This window comes from Pseudomonas sp. CC6-YY-74, from assembly GCF_002025205.1.
Taxonomy (GTDB): Bacteria; Pseudomonadota; Gammaproteobacteria; order Pseudomonadales; family Pseudomonadaceae; genus Aquipseudomonas; species Aquipseudomonas paeninsulae.
On sequence record NZ_CP019947.1, the window covers coordinates 2,359,451 to 2,374,240 of the forward strand.

At 61.0% G+C, this 14,790-nt stretch carries 15 protein-coding genes and 2 pseudogenes; 9 read left to right on the forward strand and 8 right to left on the reverse strand.

The window, feature by feature from the left end; all coding sequences use genetic code 11:
• Positions 1–83 precede the first annotated feature (83 nt).
• The 3 genes and pseudogenes from B2D37_RS10775 to B2D37_RS10785 all read left to right on the forward strand — a co-directional run bounded on the left by B2D37_RS10775 (position 84) and on the right by B2D37_RS10785 (position 2,825).
• Positions 84–1,334 carry a ribonucleotide-diphosphate reductase subunit beta gene (locus B2D37_RS10775; protein WP_079202678.1) on the forward strand — a complete coding sequence of 417 codons (1,251 nt, stop codon included), beginning with the start codon at positions 84–86 and terminating at the stop codon, positions 1,332–1,334.
• A gap of 270 nt (positions 1,335–1,604) precedes the next feature.
• Complete coding sequence (locus B2D37_RS10780; RefSeq protein WP_079202679.1) at positions 1,605–2,291, forward strand: GNAT family N-acetyltransferase; 687 nt, start codon at positions 1,605–1,607, stop codon at positions 2,289–2,291.
• 127 nt (positions 2,292–2,418) lie between these two features.
• Positions 2,419–2,825, forward strand: a pseudogene (locus tag B2D37_RS10785) (NUDIX domain-containing protein).
• Between the two features lie 204 nt (positions 2,826–3,029).
• Here B2D37_RS10785 and B2D37_RS10790 read toward each other — a convergent pair.
• Entirely contained in the window at positions 3,030–3,689 is a 660-nt protein-coding gene (locus B2D37_RS10790) for a twin-arginine translocation signal domain-containing protein (RefSeq protein WP_079202680.1), read from the reverse strand.
• A 358-nt stretch (positions 3,690–4,047) separates the two neighbouring features.
• Here B2D37_RS10790 and B2D37_RS10795 point away from each other — a divergent pair, with 358 nt between their 5' ends.
• A complete protein-coding gene (locus B2D37_RS10795; protein WP_079202681.1) occupies positions 4,048–4,359 on the forward strand; it encodes a hypothetical protein in 312 nt (103 codons plus the stop codon).
• 166 nt (positions 4,360–4,525) lie between these two features.
• Here the strand turns inward: B2D37_RS10795 and B2D37_RS10800 are convergent, their stop codons facing one another.
• Entirely contained in the window at positions 4,526–4,945 is a 420-nt protein-coding gene (locus B2D37_RS10800) for a group II truncated hemoglobin (RefSeq protein ID WP_079202682.1), read from the reverse strand.
• Between the two features lie 343 nt (positions 4,946–5,288).
• On the opposite strand from B2D37_RS10800, the gene B2D37_RS10805 reads away from it, so the two are divergent.
• Positions 5,289–5,807, forward strand: coding sequence for a phage infection protein (locus B2D37_RS10805; RefSeq protein WP_079202683.1), 519 nt, complete (start codon positions 5,289–5,291; stop codon positions 5,805–5,807).
• 336 nt (positions 5,808–6,143) lie between these two features.
• Here the strand turns inward: B2D37_RS10805 and B2D37_RS10810 are convergent, their stop codons facing one another.
• The 4 genes and pseudogenes from B2D37_RS10810 to B2D37_RS10825 all read right to left on the reverse strand — a co-directional run.
• The gene (locus tag B2D37_RS10810) at positions 6,144–6,995 is read right to left on the reverse strand and encodes a CAP domain-containing protein (protein ID WP_079202684.1); all 852 of its coding nucleotides are present in this window, start codon (positions 6,993–6,995) and stop codon (positions 6,144–6,146) included.
• A 393-nt stretch (positions 6,996–7,388) separates the two neighbouring features.
• Positions 7,389–8,429 (reverse strand): sterol desaturase family protein, encoded by a 1,041-nt coding sequence (locus B2D37_RS10815; protein ID WP_079202685.1) that lies wholly within the window; start codon positions 8,427–8,429, stop codon positions 7,389–7,391.
• A 260-nt stretch (positions 8,430–8,689) separates the two neighbouring features.
• A complete protein-coding gene (locus B2D37_RS10820) occupies positions 8,690–8,881 on the reverse strand; it encodes a CsbD family protein (protein ID WP_079202686.1) in 192 nt (63 codons plus the stop codon).
• Positions 8,882–9,015: 134 nt separating this feature from the next.
• Positions 9,016–9,135 (reverse strand): annotated as a pseudogene (locus B2D37_RS10825) (antibiotic biosynthesis monooxygenase); the annotation flags it as partial.
• 154 nt (positions 9,136–9,289) lie between these two features.
• Between B2D37_RS10825 and B2D37_RS10830 the strand changes: the two are divergent.
• The 3 genes from B2D37_RS10830 to B2D37_RS10840 all read left to right on the forward strand — a co-directional run bounded on the left by B2D37_RS10830 (position 9,290) and on the right by B2D37_RS10840 (position 12,260).
• Positions 9,290–9,886, forward strand: coding sequence for an NAD(P)H-dependent oxidoreductase (locus tag B2D37_RS10830; RefSeq protein ID WP_079202687.1), 597 nt, complete (start codon positions 9,290–9,292; stop codon positions 9,884–9,886).
• A 212-nt stretch (positions 9,887–10,098) separates the two neighbouring features.
• Complete coding sequence (locus B2D37_RS10835) at positions 10,099–10,401, forward strand: hypothetical protein (RefSeq protein WP_079202688.1); 303 nt, start codon at positions 10,099–10,101, stop codon at positions 10,399–10,401.
• Between the two features lie 614 nt (positions 10,402–11,015).
• Complete coding sequence (locus tag B2D37_RS10840; RefSeq protein WP_218190385.1) at positions 11,016–12,260, forward strand: sensor domain-containing diguanylate cyclase; 1,245 nt, start codon at positions 11,016–11,018, stop codon at positions 12,258–12,260.
• 483 nt (positions 12,261–12,743) lie between these two features.
• Here the strand turns inward: B2D37_RS10840 and B2D37_RS10845 are convergent, their stop codons facing one another.
• Positions 12,744–12,896, reverse strand: coding sequence for a glycine zipper 2TM domain-containing protein (locus B2D37_RS10845; protein WP_256573173.1), 153 nt, complete (start codon positions 12,894–12,896; stop codon positions 12,744–12,746).
• Between the two features lie 315 nt (positions 12,897–13,211).
• Between B2D37_RS10845 and B2D37_RS10850 the strand changes: the two genes are divergently transcribed.
• Positions 13,212–13,580, forward strand: a complete 369-nt coding sequence (locus tag B2D37_RS10850) for an STAS/SEC14 domain-containing protein (protein WP_079202691.1) — start codon at positions 13,212–13,214, stop codon at positions 13,578–13,580.
• A 262-nt stretch (positions 13,581–13,842) separates the two neighbouring features.
• On the opposite strand, the gene B2D37_RS10855 is transcribed toward B2D37_RS10850, so the two are convergent.
• On the reverse strand, positions 13,843–14,232 hold the full coding sequence (locus B2D37_RS10855; RefSeq protein WP_079202692.1) for a peptidoglycan-binding protein: 390 nt from the start codon (positions 14,230–14,232) through the stop codon (positions 13,843–13,845).
• Between the last annotated feature and the right edge of the window lie 558 nt (positions 14,233–14,790).

Here is a 14,790-nt window from a genome sequence, read left to right on the forward strand (position 1 = left end):
TATTGCGCACCCGAAACAGACTATTCTTTACTGTACATTTATACAGGCCGGTTATTTCACCGCCCTGAAGCAGGAGCCAAGCCATGCTGAGCTGGGACGAATTCGACAAGGAAGACGGCGCAGACGCAGCCGTTGCCAGCAACACCACCGCGCAAATCACCGACATGAACATCGACAAGCTCGACCAGGTCGGCGGTGCCGCCGCGGTCGAAGCACGCGCCATCGCCGCTGACGACAGCGCCGCCGTGGCCCGCGCCAAGGCCGCCCTCGATCAACTCGACGTCGCCGAAGGCCTGGCCGAGCTGGAAGGCGCCTCCGCCCGCGTCGCGGTCGACGAGAAGCGCATGATCAACTGCCGCGCCGACCTCAACCAGCTCGTACCCTTCAAGTACGACTGGGCCTGGCAGAAGTATCTGGATGGTTGCGCCAACCACTGGATGCCGCAGGAAGTGAACATGAACGCGGACATCGCGTTGTGGAAAACCCCGGACGGCCTGACCGATGACGAGCGCCGCATCGTCATGCGCAACCTCGGCTTCTTCTCCACCGCCGACTCGCTGGTCGCCAACAACCTGGTGCTGGCCGTCTACCGCCTGATCACCAACCCCGAGTGCCGCCAGTACATCCTGCGCCAGGCCTTCGAAGAGGCGATCCACACCCACGCCTACCAGTACTGCATCGAATCGCTGGGCATGGACGAAGGCGCGATCTTCAACATGTACCACGAGATTCCTTCGGTCGCGAAGAAGGCCGCCTGGGGCCTCAAGTACACCCGCTCGATCTCCGATCCGAAGTTCGAAACCGGCACCGACGACACCGACAAAGAACTGCTGCGCAACCTGATCGCCTACTACTGCGTACTGGAAGGCATCTTCTTCTATTGCGGCTTCACCCAGATCCTCTCCATGGGTCGGCGCAACAAGATGACCGGCGTCGCCGAGCAGTTCCAATACATCCTGCGCGACGAATCCATGCACCTGAACTTCGGCATCGACGTGATCAACCAGATCAAGATCGAAAACCCGCACCTGTGGGATGCCGCGATGAAGGACGAAGCCACCCAGATGATTCTGGAAGGCACCCAACTGGAAATCGAATACGCCCGCGACACCATGCCGCGCGGCGTCCTGGGCATGAACGCGGCGATGATGGAGGACTACCTCAAATTCATCGCCAACCGCCGCCTGACCCAGATCGGCCTGAAGGAAGAGTACCCAGGCACCAGCAACCCGTTCCCGTGGATGAGCGAGATCATGGACCTGAAGAAAGAGAAGAACTTCTTCGAGACGCGGGTTATTGAGTACCAGACCGGTGGGGCGTTGAGCTGGGATTGATTCCAAGTCACCGCTCAACTTCCCTCGCTCCGGTGCTGTTCCTAGGGTCGGCGTGACGGGCCATCCATGGCCCGGCACGCCTCATTTGGCATCCATGCCAACCGCCCCTCTACACAGCACCTCCACTCGGCCTCCTGACGGGATTCGGGGACCGCATTGTTTTTCAGATCGTTCCCACGTCGAGGCGTCCGCGTGGGAACGATCGGTGGGGGTTACAATGCCGCCAACACCGACTCCCCCAATCGGGCACGCCCCGGAGCCAGACTCTCGATGTTCACCCTTGTACACCTAGACAACCCGCCACCGGAGTCGCTGAAAAGCCAGATTCTGCAGATGGTGGTGGACTACCTCAGCGACATCAGCCCGGTGTCGCTGACGCCCAGCAATCCCCTCTACCAGTTGTACCAGTACGTGATTGGCTACGAGATGCACCTGTACCTGCAGGCCATGGACAGTGCCCTGGATAGCACCGCGCAGTTGGTCCTGGCGCTGGACGATCTGGATCCTTCCCAGGTGCTGGGCTTTGCCCTGTACCTGCCGGCCAAGGATGACCCCGAGGCCTGCACCCTAGCCTATATGGCAGTCCAGGCCAGCCACCGCCGGCGCGGTATTGCCCGGGCCATGCTGCAGCACATGATCACTCGCCACCCCCATGCCGAACTGGCCTGTGTGGCAAGCAAAGTGCCGTACTTCGAGGCCATGGGTTTTCAGGTGCTGGCTGCGCGGGGGCCGCAAGTGCTGATGAATACCCAGGATCATGGCTCGGACGGCATGGTCGCGGTGCAGGACCTGGCGCCCATCTACCAGTCCCAGGAAGTCCGGCAGATCCACGCGTATTTGCTGAAGCAGAACGGCAAGAAGGCCATGAGCGAGGCGGAGAAACAGCGCGACCGCCAGCTCGACCAGATGGCCCAGCAAGCTCAGGCGCTGGTACGCGAGCGTCTTATTTTGCATTAATGTCTATAAATTTCAGTTGCTTGGCTAGGCAAGCCCCGAGTGACCCGGCAATGAACGGGGCGCAACCTGTAGAACGGCTAACAGCGTCTACACGAGCAAAACCAAAGCGAAAAGAACAAAGGCACCTATGCCCCCTGTCACCCTGACCATTGCAGCCGCCTGCCTGCTCACGATGCCGGCCACTTACTGCTGGTACGCAAACGCAACACCCTGGCCTTTATGCTGCCAGGCGGCAAAGCCGAGCCCGGCGAAGACCCAATAGCCGCATTGATCCGCGAACTGAATGAAGAACTCAACCTCAACCTGCCAGCCAACGCATTGCGCCCGCTAGGGCAGTTTCGTGCCGCAGCGGCCAACGAAGCCGATACCTGGATCGAGGCAAGTGTCTTCCAGGCCCGCCTGACCCATAGCGTCAGCGCCGCCGCCGAGCTGGAAGAACTGCGCTGGCTCGCGCCCGACGACATGTTGCCGGACACACTGGCACCGCTGCTGCGCGAGCATGTGCTGCCGCTGCTGTGGCCAGCGGTTCAATAGCCATAAGACGGGTTGAACGGAGCAACCGTTAGATCAGAAACAGGATAGAAGGCAAAAATCGAACGTGGATGCCAAATGGCGGAAAACGCTTCGCGGTTTTCCGCCCTACTGGCTCGGCAGTGAGCAAGGCCGACGGGCATGCGTCGGCATGAGCCCGCAGCAAGCTCGGTCCGGGGTTGCTCGACTAGTGGACGTCAGGCGTCGCTAAAACCCTCGGGCAAGCACCATGTCGAACGCCCCACGCCGGCCCTCGCCGTCTGCCTCCAGCGCGATGACGTTATCCGGGTGCACGCTGGCCCAGGGGTCCTTGGCGATGTAGGGGTCGCCGGCAAAGTACAGCTGCAGGGTCACCGGCACGTGCAGCGACTCCATCACCCGGAAGTGGATATGTGCCGGCCGGGTGATCCCGGCGTACTGTTCTAGCCCCGGCAGGTTCGGCGGTACCGGGTAGCGTCCGGGCATCACGGTCTCGATGCGGTAGCGACCCTGGGCGTCGGTGTAGAGCATGCCGCGCAGGTGGAAGTTGCCCTTGTCGGTGAAGTTGCCGGGGGTCTGGGTGTCGTACAGGCCGGTACTGTTGGCCTGCCAGACCTCGACCAGGGCGTTGGCAATCGGCGTGCGGCAATCCTCGCTGAGCACCGTACCGCTAACTACCAGCCGCTCGCCCGCCTCTTCCGGCCCGACCAGTTTCGCCAGAAAAGGCGAGCCGAAGCGGTAGTAAGGACCGAGGATGTCGCCCGCCGTGGGTCGACATACTTGCTGCGCCAGGGCCGGAGCGGCCAGCAAGCCTGCGCCGAGGACCGCACTGCCATAGAGAAATCGACGCCGTGACAGGCCTGCGCCAAGCCTTTGCCGTTTGTCCACCTCGACCTCCTGGCCGGGGTCTGCCCCGGCATGCCAAGCACCGCAGCCCGTGGCAAGGGCCCGGCCCGAATGCAGTCAGTCTAGTTCGCAATCCAGCTGTCGGAGCGGGCGGGCTTGTCAGCTGGAGCGACTGCCATGCCGAACGCCCCACCTGGATAAAGCCGACAGATCTATCGTCAATCCTGTAGTGGTCTACTAATTCGTAGGATAGGTTGAGCGCAGCGATACCCATCATCCCGTCAGCTGGCCCGCCCTCTCCCCGCCTAAGCTACATTTCTTGTACGTCCTTGCCGCAATGGCATAACCGTGCCGGCGGCAAAGGTTGCCCAACCAAACTGCCCGCACAACGGGAGTGAGCATGCCAACTTACAGTTCATTTTATCTATGGTTACACCGTCATCTATTGGTTAGTTTCCTCCTCATGACGGCGAGTTTTTTGGCTTTTGGCTACCTCACTATCGACCTGGTGCAGTTACTCGGCAGCAATGCTGCCTTTCTCGTTAGGCATGGTTGGCTGGCGCTGATGAGTGGCGGCTTACTACAGTTTGGCGAACTAACGCTGCTAGCGCTGCTGGCCATGGCCTGCTACCTGCTCTTTAGGTTGTGTGAGCATGCGTTATTGCAACGGCTGTCGAGTAGCGCTCGCGCAATAACTCGCAGGCTGGGTTGAGCGCCGCGATACCCATCAAACAGGCGATCCAACCAGCGCATGGGTATCGCTCTGCGCAACCCATGCGACAGAGTGGCGGTTCTACCGTTAGCCATTACCCGCAATGGCACAGACGACGCCCCCTTCGTCGAAGGCCAAAGCCGACAGAGCTGTCGTCAATCCCGAGCTAAACGCCGTGGCGGTTTTGACTGGCCTGGACAATGCGCTGGGCCGGCACCCGTAACTGAGTCAGCAGGTACTCGGCGAACGCCGGGGTGTAGTCCTGCAACTCAATCGCCTGCGCCATGCAACTCAACCAGGCATCGCTGCCGGCTTGGTCGATTGGCCACTGGGCGTGGAAGGCTGGAATCGAGATGGCGCCGTACTTCTCGCTGAACAGGCGCGGGCCGCCCAGCCAGCCGCTGAGGAAGCTGGCCAGTTTGTCCCGGGCCGCTTCCAGGCTCGGCGAATGCATGCGCCGCAACGCCGCCGCCTCCGGCAACTGGTCCATCAAGCGGTAGAAATCATCGACCAGGCGGCGCAAGCCATCGATGCCCCCTGCGGCCTGGTAAGAGGCGTCACCGGCGCCGAAAGGCGGATTGTTCATGGCAAAGCTTCCTGGGGAAAACCACAGTGTACAAGCCTGCCGGGCCGGGCCTGTCAATCGGGATCGGCGGCTGGCTTAGTCGGCGCTATGTACGGGACGCTGCGCAGCTCCTGGCGCATTCGCCTGCGCATGCTGCGCCGGGAGGAGCTTGCGCGCCGTGTCGACAAAGGCCGTGACGATCAAACCCAGTAACGCTCGTGATCCCCTCGCCTGCCAGCCGAGGTGCTGATCTCCGCGCTATTACTGGCGTCGATGTTTACCATCAGCCCAATGAAGTTCTCTTAAAAAACCTCGGGCGTACCATCTGCTCCGTACCCAACCAACACCCCCGGAGCACACCACCATGAAACGCCAACTCATCCTCAGCTTTGCTTTCTCTGTACTGGCCGCCAACGTTTTTGCCGCCTCCTCCGCTCAACCGCTTGTCGCTGAAGGCGGCTCAGATCGCCTGATTGAAAGCCGCATTGCCGAAGGTGGCTCGGATCGTCTGATCGACAGCCGCGTCGCCGAAGGTGGCGCTGATCGTCTGATCGACAGCCGCATTACCGAAGGTGGCTCTGATCGTCTGATCGACAGCCGCGTCGCCGAAGGTGGTTCGGATCGTCTGATCGACAGCCGCGTCGCCGAAGGTGGCTCTGATCGTCTGATCGACAGCCGCGTCGCCGAAGGTGGCTCTGATCGTCTGATCGACAGCCGCGTCGCCGAAGGTGGCTCTGATCGTCTGATCGACAGCCGCGTCGCCGAAGGTGGCTCTGATCGTCTGATCGACAGCCGCGTCGCCGAAGGTGGTTCGGATCGCCTGATCGACAGCCGCGTCGCCGAAGGTGGTTCGGATCGTCTGATCGACAACCGCGTTGCCTAAGGTAGCTCCGACTGTCTGATCGAGAACTCCGTATGACTGAATCGGAACTGCTGCCAGATATGAAGCCGGCCTCATCAGCCGGCTTTTCTTTGCCTGCCGATTCAAAACACCAGGGAACAGACCACAATTTTCCGTTTTAACGCAGTGGCCCGACTGACCGCTGCTGGCAGATTTCCGACTCTTCCTGCGCCTGCAACTGACTATCTCTGCCTAGCCGATAGTTGCAGCAGTGGATGACTGCTTGGGGTGGCTCCGCGCTCGACTGGGTCGGCGTGTAGCCTGGACAGCCACACGGTGGAAAAAGGCTTCGCGGTTCTCCGCCCGCCGACTCAACCCTCAGGGCGCGCCGAACAGCGCCGTCCAGTAGATCCCCGCATCGCTCTTGGGGTCGGTCGCATAGGCGGCGCCCAGCTCGCTGAACTGCGGGTTCATCAGGTTGGCGCAATGACCGGGGCTGGATAGCCAGCCGTCGACCACCTGGCGCGTGGCGTCCAGCCCGGCGGCGATGTTTTCGCCGACCTGTCGACCGCTGTAGCCGGCCAGTTCCGCCCGGTCGCCCGGGGTGCGGCCATCACGGCCTTGGTGGGCAAAGAAGTTACCGTTGGCCATGGCTCGACTATGGGTTTCGGCTGCCGCGCCCAGTGTGGCGTTCCACACCAGTGGCGTCGCCGCGGCGAACGGCTGGGCACCGCACTGGCGCGGCTGTGCACGCAGTGCGTTGACCTGTTCGAGCAGCGTCTGCCCTTCTGCCTGCCAGTCGCCCAGGCGTCCGCCCAGCAGCGGCCGCGCCAGCACGATGCGCCAGTCGCGCTGCAGCCGGCTCACGCCGATGTCGACGAACTGCGGGTCCAGCAACACCTGGCAGTAGCTCTCCTGCAGCACCTTCATCGCCGCAGACGCATCGCGCGGCCCGGACAGGCTGATGGCCTGCACATTGACCATGGGATAGGAGGTGCGCGCCAGCGCCTGCTGCAGGTCGCCGCCACCGCTGACGGGCAGCACCAGGCGCGGGTCGGCCGTCAGCGGCAACAGCTCTTCGGAGGCTTGCTCCGCGCAGCGCTGCACTTGACTGCGATAGGCGTTGATCGACTCGACCAGCCGCGCCTCCTCGGCCGCGCCGGCGGCGACGGTAACTACCAATCCCAGCGCGCACGCGGCGAAACGCAGAACGGATGACCTGACATGCATGGCAACTTCCCTCGACCTGAGTGCACCCATTGATGAGCCAAAAGAACTGGCGTCATTTAATACCCGACCAACAAGGCGGCTCGAGCAACGACACATATTCACCGTAGCGGCTCTGTCCTGTACAGCAGGCGCCGAATGCACCACCCAGCGCCGGCAAGCGGTAGGCCGCCCGCGCCCACTAGCAGGCCGTTGAAAAACGACTGCGCTAGGCAATGCAGCGTTGAAATCGGCCCGGGACGCGGCGTCTCAAAATGCTCATTTACCACACGTAAACTGCGCTTTTGATTCGCTACGCTCACCCTGCGGGCCAGCCTGTGGCTGGTACTCCGCTTCGCTGCGTTGCGGCGGTTTTCGCCTTGCCTAGCCGTCGCTCGCTAGATGTTCAACGGCCCGCTACGAATAGGAGGTCTCGGTGGATTCAGGCGCAACTGCCTGCGCGCGCTTCGCCGGGAATAGCTGGCGAGCGGTGTCGACGAAGGGCGTGACGATCAAGCCATAGAGCGTCAGATAGCGATGGGCATCCTGCTCGGCGGTGCCAAAGCTGATGGCTTCCGGCTTTGAACGGGTGACGTAGAGCGTGCCGAACATCCAGTCCCACAGCGACAGGTTGGTGCCGAAGTTCTTGTGGAAGTGCCGGGGCGCGTCGCTGTGGTGAATCTGGTGCTGGGCCGGGCTGTTCAGCACATGCTCGATCAGTGGCCCGAACGACAGCCAGACATGGCTATGCCGCAGGTTGGCCGCCAGGGCACTGCAGATGAACACCAGGTAGGTCACGCCGAACAGGGTGTACCGGCTGATTTCTCCGCCGCAGGCGTACCAGAAGGCACCGGCGTAGGCGCCGAGACAGATGGCGCTGGCCAGTTTGCCGACGATCTTCTCCACGAAGTGCACCCGGCTTGCCGTCACCGGCACCAGCACGGGCGCCGAGTGATGGACCTTGTGGAACGCCCACAGCCAGCGGCAATGAAAGGCCCGGTGAGTCCAGTAATGGGTGAAATCACTCAGCAGAAACACGCCCAGCCCATAGAGCAGGGACAGCGAGAGGTTCTGCCCCAGTTGCGGGCGCGCCCCCCAGAGGTTGCTGAATAAGGCCATGTAATCGGCGGCGCGCAGAATATGCGGGTCGACCAGGCCGACGATGGGTAACACCAGCGCGACTTTGAGGATGGCCCGCACGAAGTAGTAGCGATAATCCAGCAAGGCCGAGCGATGAAAATTGACCCGGCTGCCGCCGATGAACTGCCAGAACGAACGTGCGTCGGTCAGACCGCGCTGCCGCCTGCAGCGAAACAGACCGTAGGCGACGGCATAGGACACGCCGAGAAACAGCACGCCGAAGCGCCCGTTTAGGTCGAAAATACCGGAAAACTGCTCGAAAACCGGCTCGATCGCCAGTTCGTTCAGATGGTCATGGATAGTCGAGAGAACACCCACGGCAGGTCGGCCTCAGTCAAAAGCCGCGAATTATAAATACAATCGCAATCGTTCGCTAATACGAATACATATCAGCGAACGCAACCACCCAGTGTTCTGGATGGCGTTCTATAAATTTCAGTTGGTTGGGTAGCTCCGCCCCCGAGCCCCCTCGAAGTCATCAGCTCCGCCCCTGATTGACCCGCTGTAACCGTTTCTGGTCGCGCATAAAAAACCCGGCCATTGCTGACAATGGCCGGGTTTGGTTGGTCGTGGCTAGATCAGGCCTTGTCGACTCCGCGCTTGACCGCGTCCTTGACGTCGCCCTTGACTTGCTGGCCCTTGCCCTTCACTTGTTGGGCAAGACCTTCGCCTTCAAGGTCAGGATTGTCGGTAGCCTTGCCGATACTTTCTTTCACTTTGCCGATGGCTTCGTTGGTCTTGCCGGTAATTTTGTCTTTCGTGCTGCTCATGCCACACCTCATTGCGATGGGTTATAGAGAGTGGAACCCTGCGCGGCGTTATCGTTCTGTTTATTCACGGGTGAATGGCCCAGATGATCGAAGCTGAACAGCCTCGGGTCCTGGTGATCGCGCAGCATGTGCTATTCGATGCAACCCGCTTCGGTCCGGCTGGGTTCGACATAGGCGCGGAACAGCGCTTCGAACTCGGCGGCCTTTTCCGCTCGGGTGTGGGCATGCAGGATGAATCCGTATCGGTCAGGCATCGTGGCGCTCCTAGGGTAAGGATTGATTTACCTGACAACGGGAAAAACCACCTGATTCATGCCTTTCAAGCACATATCATTTGCTTGGAACCCGGTGTTTCTCACCGCCCGCAGCCCATAGCATGCCGCCATCCAATTGACCGAGGCTCATGCCATGAAAAAGATTCTGCTGCTCGACGGCGGTAAACAGTTCGCCCATTCCGAAGGCCGTTACAACGCCACCCTGCATGACACGGCGCTGGCCGTTCTCGACCGGGCTGGCTGCGACCTGAAGCAAACCCGGATCGATGCCGGCTACGACATCGTCGAGGAAGTGGAGAAATTCCTCTGGGCCGATGTGATCATCTATCAGATGCCGGGCTGGTGGATGGGCGCGCCCTGGACGGTGAAGAAGTACATCGACGAAGTCTTCACTGCCGGCCATGGCAGCCTGTACGCCAACGACGGTCGCACCCGCACCCGCACCGACGCCGTGCAGAAGTACGGCAGCGGTGGCCTGCTCCAAGGCAAGCAATACATGCTCTCGCTCACCTGGAATGCACCGCAGCAGGCCTTCGACGACCCGACGGACTTCTTCGAGGCCAAGGGCGTGGATGCGCTGTACTTGCCCTTCCACAAGGCCAATCAGTTCCTCGGCATGAGCCCGCTGGCGACCTTCCTCTGTGTCGACGTGATGAAGCGTCCGGCCATCGCGGCGGACATCGCCCGTTATCAGCAACACCTGGCCCAGGTTCTCGCGCTGGCGGCTTGATCCGCCGAGGTCATCAGGGGACAACCTCAGCGTTTCGCCGAGCCCACGGCGCGGTCTTTTCACTCTGGATAACCGCCGCCTTGTCGCTGACTCGGACGATCGCCGCGCTCAACGCCATTCAAGATCGCGCAGCGACCCGGTGGCAACGGAACCTTCGCGGTTTTTCCGGTACTAACCCCGCAACCTCTCCTCCAAAGTCGGGATACCCTGCCATGCGCACCATCGTCCGCCTGCTCCTGCTCAGCACCGCCACCTTGTCTTTATCCGCCTGCTTCAATAATGATGCCCCGCCCATCGATCTGAGCGGTCTGTGCACCTACAACACCGATCCTCAGGCGGAGCGCTGCAAGCCCGGCCAAATGGCCTGGTTCCGTCCAGATCAGGGCAAGTTGATCACGGAGGAAATGGCCCTCAGCGTGGCAGCGGCCTATTGCGACTTCAACCATCAGGTGATGCACAACCGGGCCGGCGTGCTCTGCGTGTTCACCGATCAGCGCCTGGATGCAGCCAAGTAACCCTCCCGATTACCCCCTAGCGGGATCGTTGGCGCACAACTGAGCTTGCCCAGCAGCCGTGGACCCGGGTGTAAGTCCTGATCCAGACCTCGACGGCTGCCGGGCTGATGTGCCCCCGCGTGCGGTGATGCTGCTGACGGCTATAGTCGACGCCAATGCCTTGAACCGCGGCTAGACGTATCTGGACGCTCATCGTGAAGCACTCGCCGCGGGCGGTCTCGACCGCCGCGGCGGAAACTTTGCCGCCGCTGCGGCCTTGGCCGCTGATGCTGCAAGGCAGATGATGCTGCAAGGCAGATGATGGCTGCGGATTAACCCAGCCAACAAAGCCGTGTTTGTGCTTTTGCTCATCAACCTGCAATAGTTCAGACGACGCTAAGCCCGCGCCCGCAAAAGCTCATACAGTCATCGCCAGCGCAACCGCGCCTGAACGCCAACCGACATAACGCCATAGTTACCGGGCATACTGCCCGGAATTAGCCGTTTTTCAGCGACTGTTCATTCCCTATTGTTTACAAAAGCCAATGATTGCTACCAGCCTCGCCATTATCGCTGCGCTACTGATCGTTTCATTGGCACTTGTGCTACTGCGCCTGCGCCGAACAGAAAAATTTTTGGCGCAACATCGCGCCTTGCTGCACGCCCTCCCCGAGGGGCTGTTACTGGTAAACCGCGACGGTCGCATCAGCATGCATAACGCAACGGCGGCACGTCTGCTGGGCCATCCCGCCGCATCGCTACAGGGCATGCCGCTACCACGTTGGTTGCCACAACCCGCTAAGCACGACGTAACGCCAACTCGCCAGCACATTCTGCTGCCGGCGGATGGCACGCCGCAGATGGTGGACGTAAATCGAATCCCTGCGGCCACTCACGGCCATGCCTTCGTCCTGACCCAGGCGACGCATCAGCACGACAATCCCGGCGAAGATGTCGAGCGTTTCAAGCGCAGTCAGTACTTCGCCTGCATTGGTACCTGGGACTGGTCGATCGATACCGACAAGCTGTATTGGTCGGAGGCCATCTACGCCATGTTCGGCTTCAAGGCCGGCGAAGTAACCCCGAGCTATGAGTTGTTCTGTGCCTGCGTCCACCCGGATGACCGCGAGCAAGTGCGGGCCGGCGAGCTGCGCTGCATTGCAAGCGGCCATAACCATGACGAGGAGTATCGGGTGATCTGGCCTGACGGCAGCGTCCACTGGCTACGCGAGACCGGTAACGTGGTCAAGGACGCCAGTGGCCAACCGATCAAGATGATGGGCGTGGTACGCGACATCAGCGAAGAAAAGGCGTCGGTCAACCGGCTGAAAAAAATTGCCCGCCACGACCCGCTGACCGGGCTACCCAACCGCTTGCTGCTGGAAGAGTTTTTAACCCATGCACTGGCGCGCGCACGCAGCAACGCAACCCGGGTGGCCTTGGTATTTATCGACCTCAATGGTTTCAAGCAAATCAACGATGAGCACGGGCATGCCGTTGGCGACCAATTATTGGTTAGCACAGCACGGCGCTTGCAGCAGACGTTGCGCGAATCCGACATGGTGGCAAGGCTGGGCGGCGATGAGTTTGTAGTGATTATCGAGAGCCTGAAACTGAGCAAGAGCCTGCACAACGAGGCGCAAATAATCAGCGAGAATATTCTGCAGCGACTGTCCCAGCCGATCAGCCTCGGCAATGCCAGCCATCAGGTCGGCGCCAGTCTTGGCATTGCCATGTTTCCAGAGCACGGGCCGAACATCGACAGCCTCATCCACATTGCCGACCAGGCGATGTATGCGGCCAAGCGCAACGGCAATAATCAATATTGCCTGGGCATGCTGAATACTGGCGAATCCAGCCCTGTCTGGCCAACCCGGTAGTCGCCCACGCTGGCCCTGGTTATGCCTTCCGATCTGCGCCCAGCAGATCGTGGAGGCCAACGTGGAGAAACGGGGGCGCTGGCTCTATAACTGAGCCGCTTTATATAGGATTGGCTTACTCGGCCGGGCCATATGCCACGCGGGCCAGCAGCAGGCAAACGCCGCCGAGGGCCAGCACGGCCAGGGTGCTCGATGATCCACAGGGTGCGGGACGGGATGTGGACACCACCCTTAGCCCAGTCAGCGCAGACGTCGATCTGTCGCTTTTTCGCAGGTAAAACCTTGGTACAGATTAATCTTGGGAATGGCTCGTCACCGGGCAGCTGGCATCCAGCTGCCCGATCAGGGGTAAACCGAACCGGGGCTTCGCGGCCAAAGCTCCCGTGCAATATATCCACCGAGTGCCGCCCTCGGGGTGATCGCGTCCTGCGGCCAGCCCTATACGCACATTGCGTGCTTATCAGGCGTTGAGCGCGGTTTGGCCTACTTCTTGTCCTTGTCTTCGCTGACTTCGTGGCCAACCACGCCACCCACCACGGCGCCGGCACCGGTGCAGAGCACGCCACCACAGAGTAAGTTGCCCGCCACGCCACCAACGGCAGCCCCTGCGGCAGTGCCCTTCTCTTGATGAGTCATGCTAGAGCAGCCACTCAGCCCTAAAACGGAGAGCAGGACGGCGGTGGAAGCAAGTTTGAAAATGTCCATGGGTGATACTCCAGTGCAAAACCTTATGGAAATCCCTGGCGCTCGATTTGCTCACGCGTGGGTAACACCTCACTGTCCATGGGCTGGCGGCGAGCCGTCTGTACGCTAGCGAGCATAGGGGTCGGGCCGCCGCGATTTAACGGGTTCGGACAGCGGCGCTTGCCCGTACCACAGAGCGGCGTGCCCATTACCGTGCGCAGGCAGGAGGCGTATGGTGGAAGTCACATCCCCCGTGGAGAAGTCGCTATGTTTAAGGTAATGCGCAACGGCGAAAACCGCATCGACGTCGAGTTTTCCGGCAAGCTCGACAGCGCAGAAATGCGCGTTGCACTGGATGAACTGATCGAGCAATCCGAGGGCATCGAGCACGGCCTGATGCTGTATCGAATTGGCGACTTTAGCCTGCCGACCCTGGGCGCGTTGGGCGTCGAGTTGTCGCGTATCCCGCAACTGTTCCGCTTTGTTCGGCGCTTCGACCGCATGGCCGTGGTCGCCGGCAAGGAGTGGCTGAGGAAGGCCAGCGAGATCGAGGGTGCGCTGATTCCGGGTCTGCAGATCAAGGCTTTCGATCTGACTCAGGAGGAGCAAGCCGAAGCCTGGTTGCGACGCGAGTAGCGGCGCCAGCACTGATCAACGAGCAGCCGTTGCAAAGGTCGCTGAGGCTGTGCGCGGCGACGTCGATCTCAGGTGACCGGAGACGGGCTAGGGCGTCGATCGGTGCAACCTCAACCTGCGCGCAGTTGCCGAAGCAGGTCGACACTTGGCTCAGCGGACTTGAATAATCCCTGATCGCTCTCGTGACTGTGGATAACCGAGTGGATCTCGTCCGTGAGCGGGTCAGACGGACGCCCTTGCGGTAGCCACGGCTATGCAGTTCTTACTGGATATCGGCGACAGGCTGAACCGTGGCCTCAGGCATTGAGACCGTTGCCGCGGGCTGGAGGTCCGAGGCGCGCAGATGGGTCAGCAGGCTCGAACTGATGTTGCCGTCATCGAGCAGGCCATGCGAGCGTTGATAGGCCAGGATTGCCGCACGCGTGCGCGCGCCCATCACGCCATCCGCCGATCCGGCACCGTAGCCACGATGGTTCAGTTCGCGCTGGACTTCCAGCACAGCACTGCTGGAGGAGGCCTTGGCTATTTTCACCTCGGCCACGGTATGCAGCCATTCGCCGGATTGCGCGAGGGCCAGGCCAGAGAAGGCCGAGCACAGGGAGAAACCACCCAGCAACGCGGTATATCGCCAAAAACTGCGCAAATCGTGCATGTTGCGACCCTCGTCAATGGATAAATAGCCAGGAGCCGGTGCTCATCCCCACGCCAGTGAGCCGTCCGAAGCAGGCGGGCCTCGCTCGAGCACCGCGCGTTTCACGATGCATCAGAGTTGCCTTGGATCAAGTACTGCGGGACCTGGGAGCCTGTCGGGCGCACAGGTTATGCAAATATCGAACGTCGTTGCCCAAGTGTTTTGCACCACCACCCGGGGCTGCTCTAGCCAAAAACCGCGCATTTTGGCATATACACGGTATTGCTTGAACAATGTTAGGTGCCATAACCCGACTATTGGCAGCGAGGGCACAAAAACGCTACGAATGCTGAATGTACGGGTGCTTGTTCAGCGGATGGCTAGCCCTGGATGGCCGCCCCATAGGCTCTTTCGCTATGAACGCCAAAAGCTCATGGCATCCGATGATATCAATTTGTGATCATACGGACGAAATGCGACCCCATCTGTTCGGCAACGCACATAGCTCACGCTGCGCACCTACCGGGCAGGCAAACGGGCAGGCCTTTTGCTCGCCGTGGCTGGCGCCGGCTGCGCGAA